Annotated in this window: 25 protein-coding genes; 3 read left to right on the forward strand and 22 right to left on the reverse strand. The window is 57.8% G+C overall.

The features are described 5' to 3' along the window. Window positions 1-33 precede the first annotated feature (33 nt). The 3 genes from AN476_RS09960 to AN476_RS23555 all read left to right on the forward strand — a co-directional run bounded on the left by AN476_RS09960 (window position 34) and on the right by AN476_RS23555 (window position 3,214). Complete coding sequence (locus tag AN476_RS09960; RefSeq protein ID WP_054461289.1) at window positions 34-1,032, forward strand: glycosyltransferase family 2 protein; 999 nt, start codon at window positions 34-36, stop codon at window positions 1,030-1,032. A gap of 247 nt (window positions 1,033-1,279) precedes the next feature. Further along, complete coding sequence (locus tag AN476_RS09965; protein WP_054461291.1) at window positions 1,280-2,866, forward strand: DEAD/DEAH box helicase; 1,587 nt, start codon at window positions 1,280-1,282, stop codon at window positions 2,864-2,866. A gap of 174 nt (window positions 2,867-3,040) precedes the next feature. After that, window positions 3,041-3,214: an RSP_7527 family protein gene (locus AN476_RS23555; RefSeq protein WP_371257345.1), complete on the forward strand. Its 174-nt coding sequence runs from the start codon at window positions 3,041-3,043 to the stop codon at window positions 3,212-3,214. Window positions 3,215-3,323: 109 nt separating this feature from the next. Here AN476_RS23555 and AN476_RS09975 read toward each other — a convergent pair whose 3' ends face one another. The 22 genes from AN476_RS09975 to AN476_RS10080 form a co-directional block, all read right to left on the reverse strand. Beyond that, entirely contained in the window at window positions 3,324-4,994 is a 1,671-nt protein-coding gene (locus tag AN476_RS09975) for a ribonuclease J (protein WP_054461295.1), read from the reverse strand. After that, the gene (locus AN476_RS09980; RefSeq protein WP_054461297.1) at window positions 4,991-5,773 is read right to left on the reverse strand and encodes a type III pantothenate kinase; all 783 of its coding nucleotides are present in this window, start codon (window positions 5,771-5,773) and stop codon (window positions 4,991-4,993) included. Before AN476_RS09980 ends, AN476_RS09975 begins: the two co-directional genes overlap by 4 nt. Window positions 5,774-5,788: 15 nt before the next feature. Continuing rightward, entirely contained in the window at window positions 5,789-6,538 is a 750-nt protein-coding gene (locus AN476_RS09985; RefSeq protein WP_054461299.1) for a biotin--[acetyl-CoA-carboxylase] ligase, read from the reverse strand. Between the two features lie 70 nt (window positions 6,539-6,608). Then, window positions 6,609-8,048, reverse strand: a complete 1,440-nt coding sequence (gene nuoN / locus AN476_RS09990; protein ID WP_054461300.1) for an NADH-quinone oxidoreductase subunit NuoN — start codon at window positions 8,046-8,048, stop codon at window positions 6,609-6,611. A 14-nt stretch (window positions 8,049-8,062) separates the two neighbouring features. Beyond that, window positions 8,063-9,610 (reverse strand): NADH-quinone oxidoreductase subunit M, encoded by a 1,548-nt coding sequence (locus tag AN476_RS09995; protein ID WP_054461302.1) that lies wholly within the window; start codon window positions 9,608-9,610, stop codon window positions 8,063-8,065. Beyond that, complete coding sequence (gene nuoL, locus AN476_RS10000; protein ID WP_054461304.1) at window positions 9,610-11,706, reverse strand: NADH-quinone oxidoreductase subunit L; 2,097 nt, start codon at window positions 11,704-11,706, stop codon at window positions 9,610-9,612. The genes AN476_RS09995 and nuoL overlap by 1 nt, the downstream gene beginning before the upstream one ends. A gap of 6 nt (window positions 11,707-11,712) precedes the next feature. Continuing rightward, window positions 11,713-12,018, reverse strand: a complete 306-nt coding sequence (nuoK, locus tag AN476_RS10005) for an NADH-quinone oxidoreductase subunit NuoK (RefSeq protein ID WP_009808916.1) — start codon at window positions 12,016-12,018, stop codon at window positions 11,713-11,715. 3 nt (window positions 12,019-12,021) lie between these two features. Continuing rightward, the gene (locus tag AN476_RS10010) at window positions 12,022-12,624 is read right to left on the reverse strand and encodes an NADH-quinone oxidoreductase subunit J (RefSeq protein ID WP_009808918.1); all 603 of its coding nucleotides are present in this window, start codon (window positions 12,622-12,624) and stop codon (window positions 12,022-12,024) included. After that, window positions 12,621-13,052 carry a carboxymuconolactone decarboxylase family protein gene (locus AN476_RS10015; RefSeq protein WP_054461307.1) on the reverse strand — a complete coding sequence of 144 codons (432 nt, stop codon included), beginning with the start codon at window positions 13,050-13,052 and terminating at the stop codon, window positions 12,621-12,623. The genes AN476_RS10010 and AN476_RS10015 overlap by 4 nt, the downstream gene beginning before the upstream one ends. After that, window positions 13,049-13,546 carry an NADH-quinone oxidoreductase subunit NuoI gene (gene nuoI / locus AN476_RS10020; protein WP_054461309.1) on the reverse strand — a complete coding sequence of 166 codons (498 nt, stop codon included), beginning with the start codon at window positions 13,544-13,546 and terminating at the stop codon, window positions 13,049-13,051. Before nuoI ends, AN476_RS10015 begins: the two co-directional genes overlap by 4 nt. Before the next feature lie 2 nt (window positions 13,547-13,548). Further along, window positions 13,549-14,586, reverse strand: a complete 1,038-nt coding sequence (nuoH, locus tag AN476_RS10025) for an NADH-quinone oxidoreductase subunit NuoH (protein WP_054461311.1) — start codon at window positions 14,584-14,586, stop codon at window positions 13,549-13,551. Window positions 14,587-14,592: 6 nt separating this feature from the next. Continuing rightward, window positions 14,593-14,979 carry a hypothetical protein gene (locus tag AN476_RS10030; RefSeq protein ID WP_054461313.1) on the reverse strand — a complete coding sequence of 129 codons (387 nt, stop codon included), beginning with the start codon at window positions 14,977-14,979 and terminating at the stop codon, window positions 14,593-14,595. Continuing rightward, window positions 14,976-16,991, reverse strand: a complete 2,016-nt coding sequence (gene nuoG / locus AN476_RS10035; RefSeq protein WP_054461315.1) for an NADH-quinone oxidoreductase subunit NuoG — start codon at window positions 16,989-16,991, stop codon at window positions 14,976-14,978. Before nuoG ends, AN476_RS10030 begins: the two co-directional genes overlap by 4 nt. 3 nt (window positions 16,992-16,994) lie before the next feature. Next, on the reverse strand, window positions 16,995-17,417 hold the full coding sequence (locus AN476_RS10040) for a DUF5333 domain-containing protein (protein ID WP_054461317.1): 423 nt from the start codon (window positions 17,415-17,417) through the stop codon (window positions 16,995-16,997). 98 nt (window positions 17,418-17,515) lie between these two features. Then, window positions 17,516-17,860, reverse strand: coding sequence for a hypothetical protein (locus AN476_RS10045; RefSeq protein WP_253279874.1), 345 nt, complete (start codon window positions 17,858-17,860; stop codon window positions 17,516-17,518). 23 nt (window positions 17,861-17,883) lie between these two features. Then, entirely contained in the window at window positions 17,884-19,182 is a 1,299-nt protein-coding gene (nuoF, locus tag AN476_RS10050) for an NADH-quinone oxidoreductase subunit NuoF (protein ID WP_054461319.1), read from the reverse strand. Window positions 19,183-19,188: 6 nt separating this feature from the next. Further along, window positions 19,189-19,428: a DUF5337 domain-containing protein gene (locus AN476_RS10055; protein ID WP_054461321.1), complete on the reverse strand. Its 240-nt coding sequence runs from the start codon at window positions 19,426-19,428 to the stop codon at window positions 19,189-19,191. Window positions 19,429-19,482: 54 nt separating this feature from the next. Then, entirely contained in the window at window positions 19,483-20,634 is a 1,152-nt protein-coding gene (locus tag AN476_RS10060; RefSeq protein ID WP_054461322.1) for an NADH-quinone oxidoreductase subunit E, read from the reverse strand. Next, window positions 20,634-21,845: an NADH-quinone oxidoreductase subunit D gene (locus tag AN476_RS10065; protein ID WP_172684816.1), complete on the reverse strand. Its 1,212-nt coding sequence runs from the start codon at window positions 21,843-21,845 to the stop codon at window positions 20,634-20,636. The genes AN476_RS10060 and AN476_RS10065 overlap by 1 nt, the downstream gene beginning before the upstream one ends. Next, entirely contained in the window at window positions 21,845-22,450 is a 606-nt protein-coding gene (locus AN476_RS10070) for an NADH-quinone oxidoreductase subunit C (RefSeq protein WP_054461326.1), read from the reverse strand. Before AN476_RS10070 ends, AN476_RS10065 begins: the two co-directional genes overlap by 1 nt. 21 nt (window positions 22,451-22,471) lie before the next feature. Then, a complete protein-coding gene (locus AN476_RS10075) occupies window positions 22,472-23,005 on the reverse strand; it encodes an NADH-quinone oxidoreductase subunit B family protein (protein WP_054461328.1) in 534 nt (177 codons plus the stop codon). After that, window positions 22,996-23,361, reverse strand: a complete 366-nt coding sequence (locus AN476_RS10080) for an NADH-quinone oxidoreductase subunit A (RefSeq protein ID WP_009808934.1) — start codon at window positions 23,359-23,361, stop codon at window positions 22,996-22,998. The genes AN476_RS10075 and AN476_RS10080 overlap by 10 nt, the downstream gene beginning before the upstream one ends. Between the last annotated feature and the right edge of the window lie 168 nt (window positions 23,362-23,529).

Here is a 23,529-nt window from a genome sequence, read left to right on the forward strand (position 1 = left end):
CGCCAGTGGTATTGGCAAGAGGCGAGGCATCCGGTGGCAGAGTCAAGACAAGAGGCAAAATGGGGGATTGTTAGCACGATCAAAGCCCCGGCAGAGGCCATACTGAACTTTGCCGCCTATCATCTGGAAGCCGGTGCCCACCGCCTGTTCATCTATCTAGATGCCCCCTGCCCCGAGGCCCGCCCCCTGCTAAAGGCGCATCCCAAAATCCGCGTTTTTGATTGCGATGACGCCTCCTGGCAACGGCGGCGCAAAAAAACCGGAAGGCCTGAAAAGCACCAGGTGCGCCAAAGCCTTAATGCCACCCGCGCCTACCGGCGCCAGTCAGACGATCTGGACTGGCTGGCCCATATAGACGTGGATGAATTCCTATGGGCCAAGACCCCAATCAGTGACATCTTGGCTGCCCTGCCCAAAACCAGCACCTGGGCCCGGACCCGCCCTATCGAAATGCTCTCGCAAGACCACGCTCGGCGCGATGAGAAAAAAGCGTTCAAGGGCCATATCCCTGCCAGTCCGGAACGAGGCGCCATTGTCGCCCGGCTGTACCCCCAGTTTGGTGAACACCTGAAAGGTGGGTTCCTCAGCCACATAGAGGGCAAGTTTTTCATTCGCACAGGTCTTCCGAACGTCAGCCTGCGCATCCACAATGCTTTTCAGAACCAGCAACAAATGCGCCACGGGCAGGAGCTGCCAGAAGTCGACCTTTGCCACCTTCACGCAACGAACTGGGAGCAATGGCAACATCACTATCGTTTCCGGCTGGAACGCGGATCTTACCGGGGGGAGTTAAAACCTGCTCGGCCACGTGAAAAAGGCGGCGTTACCTTGCATGAATTGCTTCGGGGAATTGAAACCAGGCAGGGCATCGAAGGGCTGCGCGCCTTCTTTGAAGAAGTTAGCCATGATAGCCCCGAACTGCGCAGCCGCCTGACAGCGGAAGGTCTGTTGCAGATCCGTGATCTGGATCTGGACGCCCGTCGTCGCCGCCATTTTCCAAACTTTGGCCAGGGTCATGCACCGTCAGATTGACATCAGGCGCTCAATTTGTTTGCGCCGCACCAAAGATCAAAGTAGCTCCATTCCTCAGGAATTCACCCTCGCCGGGTGGGCTTCTTGTCGGCTCCGCAAGCACTTAAACCCAGCCATTAATTGACCGCTAGGGCAGATTTTGCTATGTCCCGCAAAAAGCTGGACGCTGTCACACCGCAAACCTCTGCGGACCCAGCTTTGTCAAAACACGCGCGGGCCAAGTCAGTGTCCGCAAAAACGGACGCAAATGACAAAATTTACCGATCTGAACCTGAACCCCAAGGTCCTCAAAGCTATTCAGGAGGCCGGATACGAATCCCCCACGCCGATCCAGGCAGGCGCGATTCCTCCCGCTCTTGAAGGACGTGATGTTCTGGGTATCGCCCAGACCGGCACCGGCAAAACTGCCTCTTTCACCCTGCCAATGATCACTCTTTTGGCCCGTGGGCGCGCCCGCGCCCGGATGCCACGCAGCCTGGTTCTGTGCCCCACACGCGAATTGGCAGCCCAGGTCGCCGAAAATTTTGACACTTATACCAAGCACTTGAAGCTAACCAAAGCCCTTCTTATTGGCGGCGTCAGCTTTAAGGAACAGGATCAACTGATCGACAAGGGCGTCGATGTTCTGATTGCCACGCCAGGCCGGCTGCTGGATCATTTCGAGCGCGGCAAGCTGCTGCTCACCGGTGTGCAGATCATGGTGGTGGATGAGGCCGACCGGATGCTCGACATGGGCTTTATCCCGGATATCGAGCGCATCTTCTCGCTGACGCCTTTCACCCGCCAGACACTGTTCTTCTCAGCCACCATGGCACCTGAGATCGAACGCATCACCAATACTTTCCTCTCTGCCCCGGAGCGAATCGAAGTGGCCCGTCAGGCCAGCGCTTCGGAGACAATCGAGCAGAAAGTCGTTCAGTTCAAAGCTTCGCGCAAAGATCGTGAAGCCAGCGAAAAGCGCACCGTCCTGCGTGGGCTGATTGACGGCGAAGGCGACAAGCTGACCAATGGCATTATCTTCTGCAACCGCAAATCGGATGTGGATATTGTTGCCAAGTCGCTGAAGAAATACGGCTACGACGCGGCCCCCATCCATGGCGATCTGGACCAGAGCCAGCGGACCAAGACCCTCGAAGGCTTCCGTGAGGGCAATCTGCGCATTCTGGTGGCCTCTGATGTGGCTGCCCGCGGGCTTGACGTGCCCAGCGTCAGCCATGTGTTCAACTTTGACGTCCCCGGCCACCCCGAGGACTATGTGCACCGGATTGGCCGCACTGGCCGGGCCGGCCGTGAAGGCAAAGCGATCACCATTTGCTCGAGCCGGGATGAAAAGGCGTTGGCAGCAGTCGAGTCGCTTTTGCAAAAGGAAATCGACCGGTTAGAGAACCCGGTTAAAAAGGCAGAGCCAGCCAAGCGCAGCAGCGCCAAGAAGCCCGTTGACAAGGCTGCAAAATCCGACCCGGGCGCACGTGGAAAATCTACGCGGGGCAAGGTCTCTGCAGAGACCGCAGCCCCAGAGGCCGCCGTAGCCGAAGAGACCGCGGCTGACGCCGTCGTGGCCGAGGCCAGTAAGAGCGCAGATCAGCAAACGGACAAGCGAAAATCCGAGCCACGCAAGGCTGAGGGCGCCAAATCCGAAGGGCGCGCGCGTTCCGGTCGAGCTTCGAACAAGAAGTCGGACGAGGTTGAAGCACAATCCCCCTCGGGAGCCAAGAACAGCCGTGGACGTGGTGGCAAGCAGGGCGGACGCCGTGATGACCGCACTGTGGTTGGTATGGGCGATCACATGCCCAGCTTTATCGCCCTGTCCTTTGATGAGCGGCGCGCGGGCTAATCAGCCCCTGCAAGCTGAAAGATTTGGAACGGTCGTCTCTACCGAGGCGGCCGTTTTTCATTGCACCAAGCCTTGCACGAACGGCATGACGGCAATGTCGCATTGAGCGATGCAATTGGCCGGAAACCTCACTACATGGGCGTCATCTGAACAATGCCAGAAACCGAGAGCATCATGACCGAGTATCAACCAGTAATCCTAACCGCCGCAGAAATCCAAAACATTGAGGCACGCGCCCATGAAATGCGCGCTCAGGCAATGGCAGATGCCCTTCGTTCTCTTGGCCGTGGCCTTAGCTTTCTATTCCGAAAGCTTTCGAGCCTCCTGCTGCACCCGCGCGCTGCCTGACAGGCCTTAGGCACAGCTAATAATTGCCCAGTGACGTTTTTTGTCACCACTCACGAAAAACGCCTCGGCAGTTCCTGCCGAGGCGTTTTTTCATCATCGTTTAGAAAGCTTAGCGCATCCGGCTGATCACCACAGTGACTTCCGGCTTCTTGCCAATCTCATTCTGGCAGGATTGACGGGCGATCCGGCGCAGCTCGCCTTCCAGCTTGTCATCATCTTTCAGCGTCTTGGCACCAGCGCGCATCAGGAACTGGTTCAGATCCTCTTCCAGCACTTCGGTCAAGGCTGCGTTAGAGGACCCATTGTCTGTAAGACCTTTGATGTCACACCATGGTTCGCCCAGGGGCTCGTCTTCTTCGTCCATGATCAGCGTAACAACCAGATGGCCGTTCAGCGCCATCCGGATCCGATCGCGGATGACACCGTCCATGGCGCCAATCTTGATCGAACCATCCAGATAGGTCCGGCCGGTGTCGATGTATTCCAGAACCGAAGGACGCGCGCCTGTAAGGTCCAGCATCATGCCATTCACGGCAACGATACTTGGAATCCCCTTAGCCTCGCCCAAGCGGGCGTGCTGACGAAGGTGGCGATGTTCACCGTGCATGGGCACCAGCATCTCCGGTTTCAACAGGGCGTGCAGCGCTTCCAGATCAGGGCCATTGGCATGACCTGACACATGGTAGAGACCAGAACTGTCGTCCACCACATCCACACCCTTTTCGGAGAACTGGTTGATGATGCGGATCACGCCGCGCTCATTGCCGGGAATGGTCTTGGAAGAGAACAGGAAGAGATCGCCCTCTTTCAACTCCAGGCCACGATACTTGCCACGTGCCATCTGGGCGGAGGCCGCGCGGCGTTCGCCCTGGCTGCCGGTGGTGATCAGCATGACATTGTTGCGGGGAATGTCCTTGGCTTCCTCGGGCGAGTAGACCGTTGGGAAATCCTTCAGCACGCCGGTTTCCTTGGCGGCTTCGACCATGCGCAGCATAGCTCGCCCCAACAGCACAACCGAGCGCCCTGCCCGGGTGCCGGCATCAGCCAGGGTCTTTACCCGCGCCACGTTGGAGGCAAAGGTGGTTGCGGCCACCATGCCAGCGGCTTCGCTGATCAAGCGTTGAATTTCACCCGGCAGTTCAGATTCGGACCGCCCTGGGTTCTTTGAAAACACATTGGTGGAATCGCAGATCAGCGCCTTGATGCCTGGCTTGGCAATCTCGGCCCACATCTCGGGATCAAAAGCCTCGCCCACCAGCGGTGTGCGATCGAGCTTAAAGTCACCTGTGTGCACCACACGGCCACCCGGGCTGTCGATCACCAGACCCGCGCTTTCGGGGATGGAATGGGCCATCGGGGCAAAGCCGACGCTAAAGGGACCCAGCTTGGTCACTTCGGGCCAGGCCCCAACAGTTTTCACCACCAGCGGATCATGACCGCGCTCTTCCATCTTGCGCCGCGCCAAGTTTGCCGTGAAGGCCCGCGCATAGACCGGCACATTCAGCTGGCTATAGAGATGCGATACCGCCCCGATATGGTCCTCGTGACCATGGGTGATAAAGATCGCCTCGAGCTGGTCCACGCGCTCGCGCAGCCAGGTGATATCGGGCATGATCAGATCCACACCTGGGGTGCTGTCCATATCCGGGAAAGCCACGCCCAGATCCACCAGGATCAGCCGTTCTTTGCCGGGTTTGCCATAGCCATAGACATAGGCATTCATGCCAATTTCTCCTGCCCCGCCGAGGGGCAGATAGATCAGTCGTTCATCAGTGCTCATACAGGAGTACCGTTATCCTTATTATATTTGTGAATGATCTGGAGACCATGCATCGTGAGATCATCCTCATATGCGTCAAACAGATCAGCAGCTTGCTGGAAAAGAGGCGCCAGCCCGCCTGTTGAAATGATCTTCATTGGAACGCCACGTTCGGCTTTGATCTGGGCGCAGATCTCGCGCACCAGCCCGACGTAGCCCCAAAACACACCCGATTGCATGCAGGCCACCGTATTGGTGCCTATGACATGCTCAGGCTTGGAAATATCCACATGCGGCAGCGCCGCAGCCGCCTGGTGCAGGGCCTCAAGGCTGAGGTTCACCCCAGGCGCAATAACGCCCCCCACATAGGCGCCATCCTCGGCCACCACATCAAAGGTGGTGGCGGTGCCAAAATCGACCATGACCAGATTGCCACCATAGTGATCGAACCCGGCGACCGTATTGACCAACCGGTCAGGCCCCACGGCGGTGCCTTCGTCCACCCGGACATCTACGGGCAGCAGACAATCGGGTTTGCCCACCACAAAAGGACGGGTGTTATAGTAGCGATCCGCCAGAACCCGAAGGTTGAATACCACGCGAGGCACCGTGGAGGAGATGATCACATCGGTGATATCCGCCTCAATGCCCTGTGCCTGGATCAGGGTGTTGAGCCAGACAAAATACTGATCAGCCGTGCGGCGCCAATCTGTCGCCGTGCGCCAGGTGCCAACAAATTGCTCGCCATCCCAGATCGAGAAGACGGTATTGGTATTGCCACAATCAACAGCCAGAAGCATGGGATGCCCTTACGGTCAGAAAAAGATGTCAGCGGCGGGGATCGTCACCCGGCCTTTGGCGCTGTTTAGGACAAGGTTGCCCTCCGCGTCTACTGTCTCAAAGGTGCCCGTGGTCTCGGAACTGCCAGTACGTGCGGTAATTACCTCTCCCAGCTTGGCCGCGCGGGCAAGCCAGGCCGTCCGGATGGGCTCAAACCCATAGGTGGTGAACTGCAGCTCATAGCGGGCATAGGCCGCCGCCAGCCCGGTTAGAAAGTCCTCAGGCGTGACCTGCACACCGGTTTCTGACAGGAGCGACACCGGCCAGACAGCGCCAGGCTCCAGCCATTCCTTCATCGGAGTTTCCACCAGATTGACACCAATACCAATCGCCAGATGTGTCACCCCCTGACCGCCACCGGCGCTTTCCAGCAGGATGCCAGCAAGCTTGCCACCATTTAGCAGCACATCATTGGGCCATTTCAGCGCAAGCCCGCTGGTGCGCCCGGTGAGGGCCTCACAGGCATCATAAAGCGCAAGCGCCGCTAGAAAGCTGCGCAAAGCAACCACCTGCGGTGGCTCTGTGGGGCGCATAACCAGGGTTGCGGCAAAGTTCCCTTTGGGTTCTTTCCAATCCCGTCCACGGCGACCGCGCCCCTTTGTCTGGCGCTTGGCCAGAATCCATTCGGGACCAGAAAGATCGCTGGCGATGCGCGCCGCCTCATCCAGGGTGCTGTCCACCTCTTCCAGAATACGTTTGCCGTAGCCTTCGGGCCAATCCATCATCGTGCCACTCCTTTAAAGCCAAAAGGCCCGGTCCAGCGGACCAGGCCTTTTGTCAGAGATGTAAATCCGGTCAGTGGACCAGAGCCGCAGCCGCAGCAGCCGCTACGCCGTCGACACCAAACATGTTGATAATACCCAAAACCATCACCGCAGCCGAGCCCATGAGGAAGGCCCAGAGCACGGGGGAGCTGGACCGATCCAGATCTTCGCCCTCTTCGCCAAAATACATGAAGTAGACGATGCGCAAATAGTAGAAGGCACCAATGACCGATGCGACTACACCGGCAACCGCCAGCCAGGCGAGGCCAGCCTCATAGGCCGCCCGCAGGACATAGAGCTTGCCAAAGAAGCCCAGCATGGGCGGAACACCCGCCAGCGAGAACATCAGGATCAGAACCGCCAGTGCCTTGCCGGGTTCACGGCGGGCATATTGGTTCAGCGCCTGAATATCAGTGACTGGTTTCCCGTCTTTTTGCAGCATCAGGATAAAGGCAAAGGTACCGATATTCATCGAGACATAGATGGCCATATAAACCAACATGGCCTCAACGCCCAGCACGGTACCGGCCGCCAGCCCCATCAGGGCATAGCCCATATGGGCAATTGAGGAATAGGCCATCAGCCGTTTGATATCGCGCTGGCCAATCGCAGCTACGGCGCCAACAAACATCGACAAGACCGAAAGCACCGCAACAACCTGGCTCCAATCAGAAACCGCATGGCCAAAGGCGTCATGCATGACACGGGCAAACAGGCCCATGGCCGCAACCTTTGGCGCGGAAGCAAAGAAGGCTGTTACCGGTGTCGGCGCACCTTCATAGACATCTGGCGTCCACATGTGGAAGGGCACCGCAGAGACCTTGAAGCCCAGGCCGGAAATCAGCAGCACCAGACCAAAGAGCAGACCAACGGAGACTTCGCCATGCTGAGCAACTTCGATGATGCCAGAGAATTTGGTTGTTCCGGCAAAGCCGTAAACCAGCGAGGCCCCATAGAGCAGCAAACCAGAAGACAGCGCGCCCAGCACAAAATACTTGAGACCTGCCTCAGTGGATTTAATGCTGTCGCGCCGCATCGAGGCGACCACATAGAGCGCCAGAGATTGCAGCTCCAGCCCCATGTAAAGCGACATCAGATCACCGGCCGAAACCATCATCATCATGCCAACCGCGCTTAGCGCCACGAGGATCGGGTATTCAAAGCGCAGCATGTCCCGGCGCGACATGTATTCCTGCCCCATGACCAAAACCGCGGCTGCGGCCAGCAGGATCACCACCTTGGCAAAGCGGGCAAACCCATCATCGACGAACATCCCGCCAAAGGCGGTGTTTGCGCCGCTACCACTGGTGCCAATCCACACAGCCAGCGCCACCATCAGCCCCGATGTGGACCAGACCAACGTCGAGGCCAGTTTGTCCTTGCCGGTGTAGACCGCGCCCAATAGCGCCGCCATTGCGTAAAGTGCCAGGATAATCTCTGGCAGGATTACGGAGAGATCAGCTTGGATCATCTGCCCATGCTCCCTTAGTGCGACGCAGTCTGGACGGCAGCGGAGGTATCCGCAGCAGCCAGAGACTGGTTAAAGTTTGTGATCAGCGCTTCAGTCGAGGGACTGATGATATCGGTGACCAGCGAAGGATAGACGCCCAAAAGGATGGTCATCACCACCAGCGGCGCAAAGATGAAGCGCTCGCGGTTATCCATGTCCTGGATCGTCTTCAGGCTGCCTTTGATCAGATCGCCAAAGACCACCCGGCGGTAAAGCCACAATGCGTAGCAGGCCGAGAAGATCACGCCGGAGGCCGCAACGGCTGCTACCCAGGTGTTTTTCTGGAAAGCGCCCATCAGGGTGAGGAATTCACCAACAAAGCCAGAAGTGCCCGGCAGACCGACATTGCCCATGGTGAAGAACATAAAGACCAGCGCATAGGCAGGCATGCGAATGACCAGCCCGCCATAGGCGTTGATGTCACGGGTGTGCATCCGGTCATAGATCACGCCCACACAGAGGAACAACGCAGCCGAGATGAAACCGTGGCTCAGCATCTGGAAGATCGCGCCGTCGATGCCCTGCTGGTTGGCTGCAAAAATCCCCATGGTGACAAAACCCATATGCGCAACCGAAGAATAGGCAATGAGCTTTTTCATGTCTTCCTGCACCATCGCCACCAGCGAGGTATAGACCACCGCAATTGCGGACATCCACAGGATTAGATCCGTCATCAGATCCGCCCCAACCGGGAACATCGCCAGCGAGAACCGCAAGAAGCCATAGCCACCCATTTTCAGCAGGATCGCCGCCAGCACCACAGAGCCAGCAGTCGGCGCCTGTACGTGGGCATCGGGCAGCCAGGTGTGCACCGGCCACATCGGCATCTTCACAGCAAAGGAAGCAAAGAAGGCCAGGAACATAAGGGTCTGCATACCGCCAACCACGTGAATGCCCAGCACATCAAAGCTGGCCGCTGAGAAGCTGTGGGTCAGCAGGGTTTCAATGTCGGTGGTGCCCGCATCCGCATACATGGCCACCATGGCCACCAGCATCAGTACCGAACCAAGGAAGGTGTAGAGAAAGAACTTGAAGGAGGCATAGATGCGATCCTTGCCGCCCCAGATCCCGATGATCAGGAACATCGGGATCAGCCCTGCTTCGAAGAAGACATAGAACAGGACCAGATCCAGCGCCATAAAGACGCCCAGCATCAAGGTCTCCAGCAGCAGGAAGGCAATCATGTATTCCTTGACCCGGGTCGAGACATTCCAGCTGGCCAGAATGGTCAATGGCATCACAAAGGTGGTGAGCATCACAAAGAGCACCGAGATGCCATCCACGCCCATTTTGTACTGCAGACCAAAGATCCAGTCGCGCTCTTCCACGAACTGGAAGCCGGTATTGGTGGGATCAAACTGCGTATAGATGCCAAGGCTCACCAGGAAGGTCAGCGAGGTGGCCAGAAGGGCCAGCCATTTGGCATTGCGTTGCGCCGCTTCGTCCTCGCCACGCATGAGCAGGGCCATGACTGCGGCCGCCCCAGCAGGGATGAAAGTGACAATAGAGAGAAGGTTGTCCATCAGTGGGCTCCTCCGCCGATCGACATCCAGGTGATCAGGGCTGCGATGCCCAGCACCATCCAGAAGGCATAGGTAAAGATGAAACCGGACTGCGCACGACCGGCAAGTTTGGTGAAGAAGGGCACGATCCCCATGGCGACGCCATTGAGGAAGCCGTCAATGACATTGCCGTCGCCGCGCTTCCAGAAGAAGCGGCCAAGGGCCAGAGCCGGTTTGACAAAAATCGCGTCGTAGAGCTCGTCAAAGTACCACTTGTTCTTGAGGAACAGGTAGAGCGGCTGGAAATTGCTGGCCAGACGGCCCGGCAGGCTGGGGTTCACGATGTAGAACCAGATGGCAAGTACCAGACCCAAGGACATCGCAATAAAGGGCGAAACCTTGACCCAATTTGGTGCCGCATGGGCATCGTCCAGCACATGGTTGTCCGGCGCAAAGTACAGCGCACCTTCGCCCGGTTGGCCTGCAAAGACATAGTGATGCTCTGCCTCGGCGGCGTGATCATCACTTTCGTCATAACCTTCATCGCCATGCCCCTCGTCAGTTGCACCATGGGCGTCAGCCGCAGCCACAGGAATGCCATAGAACTTGCCGACATACTCTGTGTGACCAAAGAAGCTGTTGTACCAGATCATACCCGAGAACACCGCGCCCAGAGCCAGAACCCCAAGTGGGATCAGCATGGTCATCGGGCTTTCATGGGCATGGTCATGGGTGTGCTTGTCACCGCGTGGCTTGCCAAAGAAGGTGAGGAACATCAGGCGCCAGCTGTAGAAGGAGGTCATGAAGGCTGCGATCACCAAGAGCCAGAAGCCGTAGTTAGACCCGCCTGCATAGGCGCTTTCGATGATGGCATCCTTGGACAGGAAGCCGGCAAAACCGATATGTGTCAGCGGGATGCCAACACCGGTGATGGCCAGAGTGCCGATCATCATCGCCCAATAGGTATAGGGGATCTTTTTACGCAGACCACCATAGTTCATCATGTCCTGCTCGTGGTGCATGGCATGGATAACCGAACCCGCCCCCAGGAACAGCATCGCTTTAAAGAAAGCGTGGGTGAACAGGTGGAACATGGCTGCGGAATACATGCCAACGCCAGCGGCGACGAACATATAGCCCAGCTGGGAACAGGTGGAGTAGGCAATGACGCGTTTGATATCGGTCTGAACCAAACCAACAGTGGCGGCAAAGAAGGCCGTGGTCGCCCCCAGCACGGTGATGAACATGGTCGCTTGTGGTGCAAATTCCATCAGCGGCGACATGCGGCAGACCAGGAAGACACCAGCCGTCACCATGGTGGCCGCATGGATCAGCGCCGACACAGGCGTCGGACCTTCCATCGCATCGGGCAACCAGGTGTGCAGGATCAGCTGCGCCGATTTACCCATGGCCCCGATGAACAAGAGCATCGCCAACATGTTGGCCGCGTCCCATTCCGCCCAGAGGAAGGTGATGGTATGACCCGCTATCTCGGTTGGGATATCTGCAAAGATTTCAGAGAAGTTGATGCTGTCGGTCATCAGGAACAGACCAAAGATCCCCAGCGCAAAGCCAAAATCCCCAACCCGGTTGACGATAAAGGCCTTCATCGCCGCCGCATTGGCGGTGGGTTTGCGATAGTAGAAACCGATCAGCAGGTAAGAGGCAACGCCCACACCTTCCCAGCCAAAGAACATCTGCAGCAGGTTATCCGAGGTCACCAGCATCAGCATGGCGAAGGTAAAGAAGGACAGATAGGCAAAGAAGCGCGGCTTGTAGCTTTCGCCGTCTTTCCACTGCGGATCGTGATCCATGTAGCCAAAGCTGTAGAGGTGCACGAGGCTGGAGACCGAGGTCACCACGATCAGCATCAGGGCTGTCAGACGGTCCAGACGAATACCCCAGGAGGTATCCAGACTGCCGCTCTGGACCCAGGTCAAGATCTCGATCGAGCGGGTGACGCCATCAAAGCTGATAAAGACGATCCAAGAGAGCAGCGCCGACAGGAACAACAGGCCCGTCGCCGTCACCATGGCGGCTTTTTCGCCGATATATTTGTGGCCAAAGCCGCAAATCAGCGCGCCCACAAGAGGGGCAAAGAGGAGGATGGTTTCCATGATGCTTTAGCCCTTCATCATATTGATGTCTTCCACGGCAATGGTGCCGCGGTTACGGAAGAAGCAGACCAGGATCGCGAGACCAATAGCGGCCTCGGCGGCGGCCACGGTCAGCACGAACAGGGTAAAGACCTGCCCCACCAGATCCCCAAGGAAGCTGGAGAAGGCCACAAGGTTGATATTCACCGCGAGCAGCATCAATTCGATGCTCATCAGCAGGATGATCACATTCTTGCGGTTCAGGAAGAGCCCAAAGATGCCGATGACGAACAGGGTCGCCGCGACGGTGAGATAATGTTCAATGCCGATCATTGCTTACAGCCCCTGCCCTGGTTTGATATCTTTCAGTTCCATGGCCTTGGCCGGGTCGCGCGACATTTGCAGCATCACGTCCTGGCGTTTGACATCTTTACGATGGCGCAGGGTCAGGGTGATGGCGCCGATCATGGCGACCAGCAGGATCAAACCCGACAGCTGGAACAAAAGGAAATATTGATCATAGATGATAAGGCCGAGGGCCTCGGTGTTGTGTCTGTCCTCTGGGATCGGCTGCGCCAGTTGCGCGGCGGCGCCGTGGGCGCTTTCCCAAGAGCCATAGGCCATCACAAACTGCATCAGGATGACCAGGCCGATCAGCAGGGCCAGAGGCATATACTGCGCCATCTCAGCCTTCAATGCAGCGAAATCCACATCCAGCATCATCACCACAAAGAGGAACAGTACCGCGACGGCTCCTACGTAGACGATGACCAGCAGCATGGCGACGAATTCCGCCCCCAGCAGCACAAACAACCCGGCCGAAGAGATAAAGGCCAGGATCAGCCACAGCACCGAATGCACCGGTTGACGGCTGATCACAGTGAACAGCCCGCCGGTGATAGCGCTGATGGCGAAGAGGTAGAAGGCAAAAACGCTCATGTCTCATCGTCCTTTTTGTCGGTCATGACCTCCTGCGCCAAGTCCAGCGCCCGGTTCATGGCCGGAATGCCGGCAAAGACCGACATCTGTCCGATCGTTTCAACGATCTCTTGTTTCTTTGCGCCTGCCTCAACGGCGTGGCGTACGGTTTGACGCACGGCAGTATCTGCCTGCGCGCCCTGGCATGTGAGCCCGGCCAATGTCAGCAAAAGCCGGGTCTTGGCATCTAGACCATCCTTGTTGATAGCCCTGCCAAACATCATTTCCATGACCTCTTTGGGCATGGTCGGCCACATGGCCTCGAACCCTTTCATGGTCATGGGGTCCAGGCCCGATGCCAGATCGGGATTCATGGCTTTGGCCATCTCCTGATACTGGGCCTGAGCCTGGGCCATCATGGCCTCGAATGGGTTCTTTGCATCACTCATCGGTAAGGCGCATCCAGTTCGAGGTTGCGGGCAATCTCGGCTTCCCAACGTTCGCCATTCGCCAGGAGCTTGTCTTTGTCGTAGAACAGCTCTTCGCGGGTCTCGGTGGCGAACTCGAAGTTCGGGCCCTCAACGATGGCATCCACCGGGCAGGCTTCCTGACAAAAGCCGCAATAGATGCATTTGGTCATGTCGAGGTCATAGCGCGTGGTGCGGCGTGAGCCGTCTTCGCGGGGTTCCGCATCGATGGTGATCGCCTGCGCCGGGCAGACCGCTTCGCAGAGTTTACAAGCAATGCAACGCTCTTCGCCATTGGGATAGCGACGCAACGCGTGTTCGCCACGGAAACGTGGGCTCAGCGGCCCCTTTTCATGGGGGTAGTTGATGGTCGCCTTGGGGGCAAAGAAGTATTTCATCCCCAGCTTGAAGCCGACCCAGAAATCCTGCAGCAGGAAGTATTTGGCGGCGCGGGTGTAATCGACTTGGTTTGTCATGATTAGGCTCCCACGGTCCAGCGGGCAAAGATGCCCCAGAACCAGTCAAATTTGGCGGCAAAGGCAACAAAGACCACCCAGAACAGCGAGAAGGGCAAGAAGACCTTCCAGCCAAGGCGCATCAGCTGGTCGTAGCGATAGCGCGGGGTGATGGCTTTCACCATCGCAAAGAGGAAGAAGAAGAAGGCCATCTTGCCAACCATCCACAGCACACCATCCGGCAGACCGGGGATTGGCGACAACCAACCGCCAAAGAACAGCAGCGAAGTCAGGGCACACATCAGGAAGATGGCGATATATTCACCGGCCATGAACAACAGGAAGGGTGTCGCTGAGTATTCCACCTGATAGCCGGCAACCAGTTCGGATTCCGCTTCGGGCAGATCGAACGGCGGGCGGTTGGTTTCCGCCAGGCAAGAGATAAAGAACAGGAACACCATGGGGAAATGCGGTAGCCAGTACCAGTTGAACAGGCCCGCATTACCGTCCTGAGCACGCACGATGTCGCCAAAGTTCATGCTGCCGGTGGAGATGATCACACCAATGATGATCAGACCAATGGAGACCTCATAGGAAATCATCTGAGCCGCCGAGCGCAGTGATCCCAGGAAGGGATACTTGGAGTTCGATGCCCAGCCGCCCATGATGACGCCGTAGACTTCGAGGCTGGACACCGCAAAGACATAGAGGATCGCCACATTGATGTCCGAGAGCACCCAGCCATCATTGAACGGGATCACCGCCCAGGCGATCATCGCCAGAACAAAGGAGGTGAGCGGCGCCATGATAAAGACGGTGCGATCGGCACCCGCCGGGATCACCACCTCTTTGACCACATATTTCAGCGCATCCGCCACCGATTGCAGGATGCCGTAAATGCCAACAACGTTGGGACCACGGCGCATCTGCACCGCCGCCCAGATCTTCCGGTCCCCGTAGACGAGGAACAAAAGCGAGATCATCACAAAGGCAACAACTGCAAGCACCTGCGCCAAGATCAGTACAGCAATGCCGCCTGGGGTGTTAAAGAATTCAGCCATAGGTCCTCACACCGTAGGTATTCCGTTTGCCTCGCAATTGGCGACCACGACTTCGGCGTCGATGGTGCGCAAACCGCGCGGTAGGGAGGGCGAAATCGTGTAGACAGCATCAGCTATCTGTTTGCCACCCTCATGTTTCATTTTTGTGCGAACGTGACGCGCAAACCCGTAACCCCGGATCAACGCATATTGTGCTGCCGCACATTCGGCATAGTCATCCACATCCGACGCCGCACGGGCCCCGGACATGGTCACGTGAAATTGCACCAGATCCCCCTCCAACAGACTCGTCTGAACCCCGTGATAATCCGGGTTAAACGCGTCAGCTGATCCGCCGGGAATCGGGGCACAGCCCGCCAGCATCACAGAGGATATGAGTGCAGCGCGGATCACTCGGCCGCAATCTTCTCGGCCCGGCGGGCCTTGGCATTCGCCGATAGCTCGGCCATCACCTGCGATGCACGGGCAATCGGGTTGGTCAGGTAGAAATCTCCCAGAGCATTGCGGAAGTCCGCCTTGCCAAGTGGGCCTTCCTCTTCGAGCTGCCAGGTGTTTTCCGGCACCTGGTCAACCATCGCAAGATGCGGCACCTCTTTGACCAGAGCCTGACGCAGCTGCGCCAGCGAGTCATAGGGCAGTTGCGCACCGATTTCGGCGCTCAACGCCCGCAAGATCGCCCAGTTTTCCTTGGCTTCACCCGGCGCAAAGCCTGCGCGCATGGCCAATTGCGGACGGCCTTCGGTATTCACAAACAGACCGTTTTCTTCGGTATAGGCGGCACCCGGCAGGATGACATCGGCACGATGCGCGCCGCGATCCCCTTGGCTACCTTGGTAGATCACAAAGGCCCCTTCACCGATTTCGACTTCATCGGCGCCAAGGCTGTAAATCACATCACAGTCAGACACCGCATTGCGGCCGCCTTCGGTCACGGCGCCCAGATCCATCGCCCCAACGCGGGCGGCGGCGGTGTGCAGCACCAAAAGCTTGGCATTGCCAGCCTCACAGATCTTTTGAACCATAGCCAGAACCGCAGCACCGTCGGCCTCTTGCAAGGCGCCCTGCCCCAGGATGACAATCGGGTTCTTGTCCTTGACATGGTCAGAGGTCGAAAGCGCCTGTTCCAAAGCCGCACGATCCGTGCCGATGTGGTTCACATCATAGGTCAGGTCTACGTTCTCACCAATCAAGGACACCTGCGCGCCATTGATCCAGGCCTGGCGGATACGGGCGTTCAGAACCGGCGCCTCGGTGCGCGGGTCACTGCCGATCAGCAGGATCGAGCCCGCCGTATCAATGTCTTCAATCGCCGCGGTGCCCACATAGGCAGACCGATTACCAGCGGGCAGACGCGCGCCATCGGTGCGGCATTCAACAATGCCATCCTGGCTTTCAATCAGTTGCTTGAGCGCAAAAACAGCTTCGGTCGAAGCCAGATCCCCCACCAAAGCACCAAGCTTTTTGGCGTTTTTGACGGCAGTCGCAGCGGCACTCAGCGCTTCTGGCCAGCTCGCGGGTTTGAGTTTGCCGTCAACACGCACATAGGGGCGGTCCAAACGCTGGCGCCGCAACCCGTCCCAGACGAAGCGGGTTTTGTCGGAAATCCATTCCTCGTTCACGCCATCATTGTTGCGCGGCAGGATCCGCATCACTTCGCGGCCCTTGGTATCGACCCGGATGTTGGAGCCAAGCGCGTCCATCACGTCGATGGTTTCGGTCTTGGTCAGCTCCCAGGGGCGGGCGCTAAAGGCATAGGGTTTTGACGTCAGCGCACCAACGGGGCAGAGATCAATGATATTGCCCTGCAGGTTGCTGTCCAAAGTCTCGTTCAGATAGCTGGTGATTTCAGCATCCTCACCACGACCGGTTTGGCCCATCTGGGTGATGCCAGCCACCTCGGAGGTGAAGCGCACACAGCGGGTGCAGCTAATGCAACGGGTCATCGCCGTCGACACAAGCGGGCCGAGGTTCAGATCGTCCACTGCGCGTTTGGGTTCGCGGAAGCGGGAGAAATCAACGCCATAGGCCATGGCCTGATCCTGCAGATCACATTCGCCGCCCTGATCGCAGATCGGGCAATCCAGCGGGTGGTTGATCAACATGAATTCCATCACGCCTTCACGGGCCTTTTTGACCATGGGCGAATTGGTCTTAACCTGCGGCGCCTGGCCTTCGGGGCCGGGGCGCAGATCGCGCACCTGCATCGCACAGGAGGCTGCGGGCTTGGGCGGGCCACCCACGACCTCGACCAGGCACATGCGGCAATTGCCGGCAATCGACAGGCGCTCGTGGTAACAAAAACGCGGGATCTCGACGCCCGCCTCTTCGCAGGCCTGGATCAGGGTCATTGCCCCATCCACCTCTACCTCGGTTCCGTCGATATTGATCTTGCGGAGGTCAGACATGGTCTATTTCGCCCTCAGTAACGCGCCGATCGCGCTGTTTTTCTGTATTTCCGCACGACCAAACGTGCAGAATGTTTCTGGATTTTCATAAGAGACGCCGCTCTTGGCGAGCAGTTTTTCGCCCCTTGCCCGCATCCGGGCCTTTTCTGTATCGGACTCGATATAGGCCCGGATTTCGCTATCGGCGTAGCCCAGCGAATTGGCATGAGAGCGCAACCGGCGCAGCTCACCAATCCCTTTGAACAGACGCGCGCCAAGACTGTCGCAGTGATCTGCAACCTCTTTGGCCATCGCCACGGCAAACAGCGGTTCTTCGATTTCGGGAATGTCCCGCAGGGATGGCTTGGCAGCCAGCCCGGTGGGCACGGCCAGAACTGTGACAGTCAGCGCAGCAAATACAGCAGATGGCACTTGGGCAAGTCTCATTGCTCTCTCCTTGGAAATGGAGAGGCCATCAGGCGCAAAACCGGCAGCGCTATTCAATAACGCAGCCGCCATTTCGCCAGGATATGCCCAAAATCCGCTCACGGGTTGCAAGTCCCCCGCAGCACAGCATTGTCCCCATCGCGAGGCAGGGGCGCTTCGGGATCTTCCAGATCAACCTGCCAGTCGATTTTGGAGGTTCCATATTGCTCGATACAATAGGTCGTACCAGCGTAGCGCAGGGCCTCGCGAGCGCCCAAGGGAGAGGCCGCCACATCAAAAACCACTGCGTCAAACACGGCCCGCGATACTTTTTTGTCCACGACAGAAGCCTTAGTGCGGAACGCAACGCCGTCAAAGACAGGACGGGAGTCTTTGTCAGTGCAGCCCGCCAGCACAGTGGCCGAGAGCAGCGCAGCCGTCAGAAATTTGGCATTTCCTATCATCTTCCGTCCCTTACTTCGTCTTCTTATTCAGCCGCAATAGCGCTGTTTCGGCCCGTTTTCTGAGCCTTGATACGGTCCTCGATTTCCTCGCGGAAGTTGCGGATCAGACCCTGGATGGGCCAGGCCGCCGCGTCGCCAAGTGCACAGATGGTGTGACCCTCAACCTGTTTGGTCACATCCCAGAGCATATCGATCTCTTCCAGGTCGGCCTCGCCTTTGACCAAACGGTCCATGACGCGCATCATCCAGCCAGTGCCTTCGCGGCACGGGGTGCACTGACCACAGCTTTCGTGTTTGTAGAACTTGGCCAGACGCCAGATCGCCTTGATGATGTCGGTCTGCTTGTCCATCACGATAACCGCTGCCGTGCCCAGGCCAGAGCCTAGCTCGCCGCGCAGATAGTCAAAATCCATGACCGCATCGCGCATGTTCTCGCCACGCACACAGGGCACTGACGAGCCACCGGGGATCACCGCCAGAAGATTGTCCCAGCCACCGCGAATACCGCCGCAATGCTTTTCGATCAGCTCCTCAAAGGAGATCGACATCGCCTCTTCGACGACGCAGGGGTTGTTGACGTGACCCGAGATCGCAAAGAGCTTGGTGCCTGCATTGTTGGGACGCCCAAAACCGGCAAACCAATCCGCGCCACGGCGCAGGATGGTGGGCACAACGGCGATGGATTCGACGTTGTTCACCGTGGTGGGGCAGCCATACAGGCCCGCACCCGCCGGGAAGGGCGGTTTCATCCGGGGCATGCCCTTTTTGCCTTCGAGGCTTTCGATCAGAGCAGTTTCTTCACCGCAGATATAGGCGCCAGCACCGTGGTGGAGGAAGACGTCGAAATCCCAACCCGAGCCAGCGGCATTGCGCCCCAAAAGACCCTTGTCGTAGCATTCATCAATGGCGGCCTGCAGCGCTTCGCGCTCGCGGATGTATTCGCCGCGCAGGTAGATGTAGCAGGTATTGGCATTCATCGCGAAGCTGGCAATCAGCGCGCCCTCGATCAGCGTATGCGGATCATGGCGCATGATTTCGCGGTCTTTGCAGGTGCCGGGCTCGGATTCATCGGCATTGATCACCAAATACGAAGGGCGACCATCGCTTTCCTTGGGCATAAAGGACCATTTCAAACCGGTGGGGAAACCCGCACCACCACGACCGCGCAACCCGGAGTCCTTCATGGTCTGGATGATCCAGTCACGGCCCTTTTCAATAAGCCCCGCCGTGCCATCCCAATGGCCGCGCGCCTGGGCACCTTTCAGGGTGCGCTCATGCATACCGTAGAGGTTGGTAAAGATCCGGTCCTGGTCCTTCAGCATGTCTGCCTACCCTTGGTTTTTGTTTTTACTGGTCTGACGCAGGCGCCAGAGTTGCATTATGTTGACCAATGCATAGATCAGCCCCGCAAGCGCGGCAAAATCAAACAAAAGCGCGTAACGGCCAGGGATTCCAATCGCCGGGCCAATAATCATAGTCAGGGCCAACCAGGCCAGCATAGTCCCGGCAATCACCAATGAGATGTGCCGCCCCTTTGCTGCGATAGCCCTATCCAGATCTGCGCTCATTCAGGTCCTCAGTTTTACGCCCTGCCCGCCCCTGAACCGGAGCGAACAAGTCAGTTATTCGTCGTCGTAGCGGCCGTCTTTTTTGGCCTTTTTGGCAAAGTCGGTCTCATCCCCAACTGCCAGCTTGGCAGCCTGGGCGATCCAACCGTCACGTTCGATACGGCCTTTGAACTTCAAACGGCTATCCACCCAAGCGACCTCAGCCTCGCCCCATTCGGCGATCTGGTCGAAGTGGAAGAAGCCCAGCTCATTCAGGGTTTGCTCCAGCTTGGGGCCAACACCTTTCAGCAGTTTCAGATCATCCGGCAGACCACCACGCGCTTCTTTCAGCGTTTCGGGCGCGACCTCAGCCACCTCTTCGGCCGCGGCAGGCTTTTCTGCAGGCTTGGGCTTGGGGGCGGCTTTCTTTGTCTCTTCGACCTGTTTGGCAACAGGTTTGGCAGCCTCAGGCGCTTTGGGCGGCGCTGCAGCTGCGGTCCGGCCAGCAACTGTACCATCCTTGCCCACCCAGGGGGTCAGCAGGGGCACTTCGTTCCCCTGGATACGTTTGACACCGTCACCAATATCAACAGCGAGCTGCACACTCGCATTGTACTGCGTCTTGCCGCTGTCATATTCGGTCAACGAGGTCAGACCCGATTTGGGCTCTGCGGCGTAGCGACCATTCTGAGGGCCCGGCACAACGGGTTTGCCTGTTGCCAGATCGTCGAGCATCTGGGCAAAGCCCTCTGCTGTCAGGTCCTCGTAGTAGTCTTTCCCGATCTGTGCCATGGGCGCATTGGTGCAGGCGCCCAGACATTCGACCTCTTCCCAGGTGAATTTGCCATCAGCCGACAGGGTAAAAGGCTTATCTGCGATCTTGTCCTTGCAGACCGCAATCAGATCCTCGGCACCGCAGATCATGCAGGACAGGGTTCCACAGATCTGCACATGGGCTACCGAACCCGTGGGCTGCATCTGGAACATGAAGTAAAAGGAGGTGACCTCGAGCACGCGGATATAGGCCATGCCCAGCATGTCAGCGATAAATTCAATCGCCGGTTTGGAGACCCAGCCCTCTTGTTCCTGGGCGCGCCACAGCAAGGGGATCACAGCCGAGGCCTGACGGCCTTCGGGGAATTTGGTCAATTGCGCCTCGGCCCATTTCTGGTTTTCGGCTGTGAAAGCAAAGCTTTCGGGCTGTTCGGAATGAAGGCGACGAAGCATTAGCGGTCAATCTCTCCAAATACGACGTCCATGGTGCCAATGATGGCAGCGACGTCGGCCAGCTGGTGGCCTTTTGCAACGTGGTCCATGGCTTGCAGGTGCAGGAAACCCGGCGCGCGGATCTTGCTGCGGTAGGGTTTGTTGGACCCATCTGCCACCAGATAGACGCCGAATTCGCCCTTGGGGGCCTCAACGGCGGCATAGACCTCACCGGCAGGCACGTGAAAGCCTTCGGTGTAGAGTTTGAAGTGGTGAATGAGGCTCTCCATTGAGGTCTTCATGTCACCGCGTTTGGGCGGGGTCAGCTTGCCACGAGCCAGCACGTCGCCAGTGGCTTCGCGCAGTTTGGCAGTGGCCTGACGAATGATCGACAGCGACTGGCGCATCTCTTCCATCCGCACCAGATAGCGATCATAGCAATCACCATTCTTGCCCACGGGGATCTGGAAGTCGAACTCGTCATAACATTCATAGGGCTGCGCGCGGCGCAGATCCCAAGCCATACCGGAGCCACGCACCATGACACCAGAAAAGCCCCAGTCGAGGATTTCTTGCTCAGTGACGACGCCAATATCGCAGTTGCGCTGCTTGAAGATGCGGTTCTCGGTCAAGAGCCCATCGATATCGGCCAGCACTTTGGGGAATTCCAGCGCCCAGAGGTCGATATCATCGAGCAAATCATCCGGGATATCCTGATGCACACCGCCAGGGCGGAAATAAGCCGCGTGCAGACGGGCACCACAGGCGCGCTCATAGAACACCATCAGCTTTTCGCGTTCCTCAAAGCCCCAGAGCGGCGGCGTCAGCGCGCCCACGTCCATGGCCTGGGTGGTCACGTTCAATAGATGGTTCAGGATCCGGCCAATCTCGGAATACAAAACCCGGATCAAGGAGCCACGGCGGGGCACCTCAACGCCGGTCAGTTTTTCAATGGCGAGACACCAGGCATGTTCCTGGTTCATTGGCGCCACATAATCCAGCCGGTCAAAATAGGGCAGGTTTTGCAGATAGGTGCGGCTTTCCATCAGCTTTTCGGTGCCACGGTGCAGCAGGCCGATGTGCGGGTCGCAGCGTTCTACGATCTCGCCGTCCAGCTCCAGCACCAGACGCAACACGCCGTGCGCTGCCGGGTGCTGCGGGCCAAAGTTGATGTTGAAATTGCGGATCTTCTGTTCGCCCGTCTGGGCGTCGTCGAATTTGGAGCCGTCCATCATTTTGCCCCCTCTTTTTCATCACCGGGCAGGATGTATTCAGCACCCTCCCAGGGAGACATGAAATCAAACTGGCGGTATTCCTGTACCAGGCTTACGGGCTCATAGACGACGCGCTTTTCGGCTTCATCATAACGCACTTCGGTATAGCCAGTGGTCGGGAAGTCTTTGCGCAGCGGGTAGCCGCGAAAGCCATAGTCGGTCAGGATGCGGCGCAGATCCGGATGGCCGGAAAACAGAATGCCAAACATGTCGAAGACTTCGCGCTCAAACCAATTGGCCGATGGATGCACATCAACAATCGAGGGCACCATGTCATCTTCGCGCACCGAGACCCGCAAGCGAATGCGCTGGTTCCGATACATCGACAGGAAGTGATAAATCACATCAAAGCGCTTGCCGCGCTCCGGGTAATCTACGGCGGTGATATCAACCAGCGAGGAAAATTTGCAGTTGCTGTCGGATTTGAGGAACTCGACAAGACCAGCGATATTGGCCGGAGCCACATCGACGTTCAGCTCATCAAACGCCACGTCCCAGGACAAGACACAGTCAGGGCGTTTGGCTGCGATCTGAGTACCAAGTTCTTGCAGTGCTTCAGTCATTTCTTTCTCCAGCCAGATCGCTTAGCGCACCAGGGTGCCGGTACGGCGGATTTTGCGCTGCAGCTGCATCAGACCATAAAGCAGAGCCTCAGCTGTGGGCGGGCAGCCCGGCACGTAGATATCCACGGGCACCACCCGGTCACAGCCTCGCACAACCGAATAGCTGTAATGGTAGTAGCCGCCGCCATTGGCGCAGGAGCCCATGGAAATCACATACCGCGGCTCGGGCATCTGGTCGTAGACCTTGCGCAGGGCGGGCGCCATTTTATTGGTCAATGTGCCCGCAACGATCATCACATCCGACTGACGCGGGGAGGCACGCGGGGCAATGCCAAAGCGTTCTGCATCGTAACGTGGCATCGAGGTATGCATCATCTCAACCGCGCAGCAGGCCAGACCAAAGGTCATCCAGTGCAGGGACCCTGTACGGGCCCAGTTGATGATGTCTTCAGTCGAGGTCAGCAGGAACCCTTTGTCCTGCAGCTCAGCATTCAACGCCTGAGTGGCAACTTCCTTGTCGATCCCAGCGGTATTGGCTCCGGTCATCACTCCCATTCCAGAGCTCCCTTTTTCCATTCATAGGCAAAACCGATGGTCAGGACGCCCAGGAACACCATCATCGACCAGAAGCCAGTATCGCTCATATCCTTGAAGCCAACGGCCCAGGGAAAGAGGAAGGCAATTTCCAGGTCAAAAATGATGAAAAGAATCGACACCAGGTAAAACCGCACGTCAAATTTCATACGCGCGTCATCAAAGGCGTTGAAACCGCATTCATAAGCGCTGACTTTTTCTGGGTCGGGATTGCGCACGGCAAGCACAACTGCCGCCAGAATAAGAACAATTCCCAGGCCGACCGCGACGACCAGAAACACCAAGATCGGGAGGTATTCCCGCAACATCTCTTCCACGAGTGGCTCCTTTCCGAGCGCGCGGATTCTCGCGCGCCGTCAATTGGCGTGTTGACTTGCGCATGTGTCTACTCGCGCACCCCCCCAGCGTCAACCAAACCAATGGTGAAGAAAGAGGCTTTCTGTGCGAGTCGCGACCCTGCGGCATCACTTCGCGCTATTTGGGTC

This window comes from Phaeobacter sp. 11ANDIMAR09 (assembly GCF_001294455.1).
Lineage (GTDB): Bacteria > Pseudomonadota > Alphaproteobacteria > Rhodobacterales > Rhodobacteraceae > Pseudophaeobacter.

Bases quoted from the DNA above. Each gene is read 5' to 3' on its own strand.
- AN476_RS09965 (WP_054461291.1), top strand. From the start codon at position 1,280: ATGACAAAATTTACCGATCTGAACCTGAACCCCAAGGTCCTCAAAGCT.
- AN476_RS23555 (WP_371257345.1), top strand. From the start codon at position 3,041: ATGACCGAGTATCAACCAGTAATCCTAACCGCCGCAGAAATCCAAAAC.
- AN476_RS09975 (WP_054461295.1), bottom strand. From the start codon at position 4,994: ATGAGCACTGATGAACGACTGATCTATCTGCCCCTCGGCGGGGCAGGA.
- AN476_RS09980 (WP_054461297.1), bottom strand. From the start codon at position 5,773: ATGCTTCTGGCTGTTGATTGTGGCAATACCAATACCGTCTTCTCGATC.
- AN476_RS09985 (WP_054461299.1), bottom strand. From the start codon at position 6,538: ATGATGGATTGGCCCGAAGGCTACGGCAAACGTATTCTGGAAGAGGTG.
- nuoN (WP_054461300.1), bottom strand. From the start codon at position 8,048: ATGATCCAAGCTGATCTCTCCGTAATCCTGCCAGAGATTATCCTGGCA.
- AN476_RS09995 (WP_054461302.1), bottom strand. From the start codon at position 9,610: ATGGACAACCTTCTCTCTATTGTCACTTTCATCCCTGCTGGGGCGGCC.
- nuoL (WP_054461304.1), bottom strand. From the start codon at position 11,706: ATGGAAACCATCCTCCTCTTTGCCCCTCTTGTGGGCGCGCTGATTTGC.
- nuoK (WP_009808916.1), bottom strand. From the start codon at position 12,018: ATGATCGGCATTGAACATTATCTCACCGTCGCGGCGACCCTGTTCGTC.
- AN476_RS10010 (WP_009808918.1), bottom strand. From the start codon at position 12,624: ATGAGCGTTTTTGCCTTCTACCTCTTCGCCATCAGCGCTATCACCGGC.
- AN476_RS10015 (WP_054461307.1), bottom strand. From the start codon at position 13,052: ATGAGTGATGCAAAGAACCCATTCGAGGCCATGATGGCCCAGGCTCAG.
- nuoI (WP_054461309.1), bottom strand. From the start codon at position 13,546: ATGACAAACCAAGTCGATTACACCCGCGCCGCCAAATACTTCCTGCTG.
- nuoH (WP_054461311.1), bottom strand. From the start codon at position 14,586: ATGGCTGAATTCTTTAACACCCCAGGCGGCATTGCTGTACTGATCTTG.
- nuoG (WP_054461315.1), bottom strand. From the start codon at position 16,991: ATGTCTGACCTCCGCAAGATCAATATCGACGGAACCGAGGTAGAGGTG.
- AN476_RS10040 (WP_054461317.1), bottom strand. From the start codon at position 17,417: ATGAGACTTGCCCAAGTGCCATCTGCTGTATTTGCTGCGCTGACTGTC.
- AN476_RS10045 (WP_253279874.1), bottom strand. From the start codon at position 17,860: ATGATAGGAAATGCCAAATTTCTGACGGCTGCGCTGCTCTCGGCCACT.
- nuoF (WP_054461319.1), bottom strand. From the start codon at position 19,182: ATGCTGAAGGACCAGGACCGGATCTTTACCAACCTCTACGGTATGCAT.
- AN476_RS10055 (WP_054461321.1), bottom strand. From the start codon at position 19,428: ATGAGCGCAGATCTGGATAGGGCTATCGCAGCAAAGGGGCGGCACATC.
- AN476_RS10060 (WP_054461322.1), bottom strand. From the start codon at position 20,634: ATGCTTCGTCGCCTTCATTCCGAACAGCCCGAAAGCTTTGCTTTCACA.
- AN476_RS10065 (WP_172684816.1), bottom strand. From the start codon at position 21,845: ATGGACGGCTCCAAATTCGACGACGCCCAGACGGGCGAACAGAAGATC.
- AN476_RS10070 (WP_054461326.1), bottom strand. From the start codon at position 22,450: ATGACTGAAGCACTGCAAGAACTTGGTACTCAGATCGCAGCCAAACGC.
- AN476_RS10075 (WP_054461328.1), bottom strand. From the start codon at position 23,005: ATGGGAGTGATGACCGGAGCCAATACCGCTGGGATCGACAAGGAAGTT.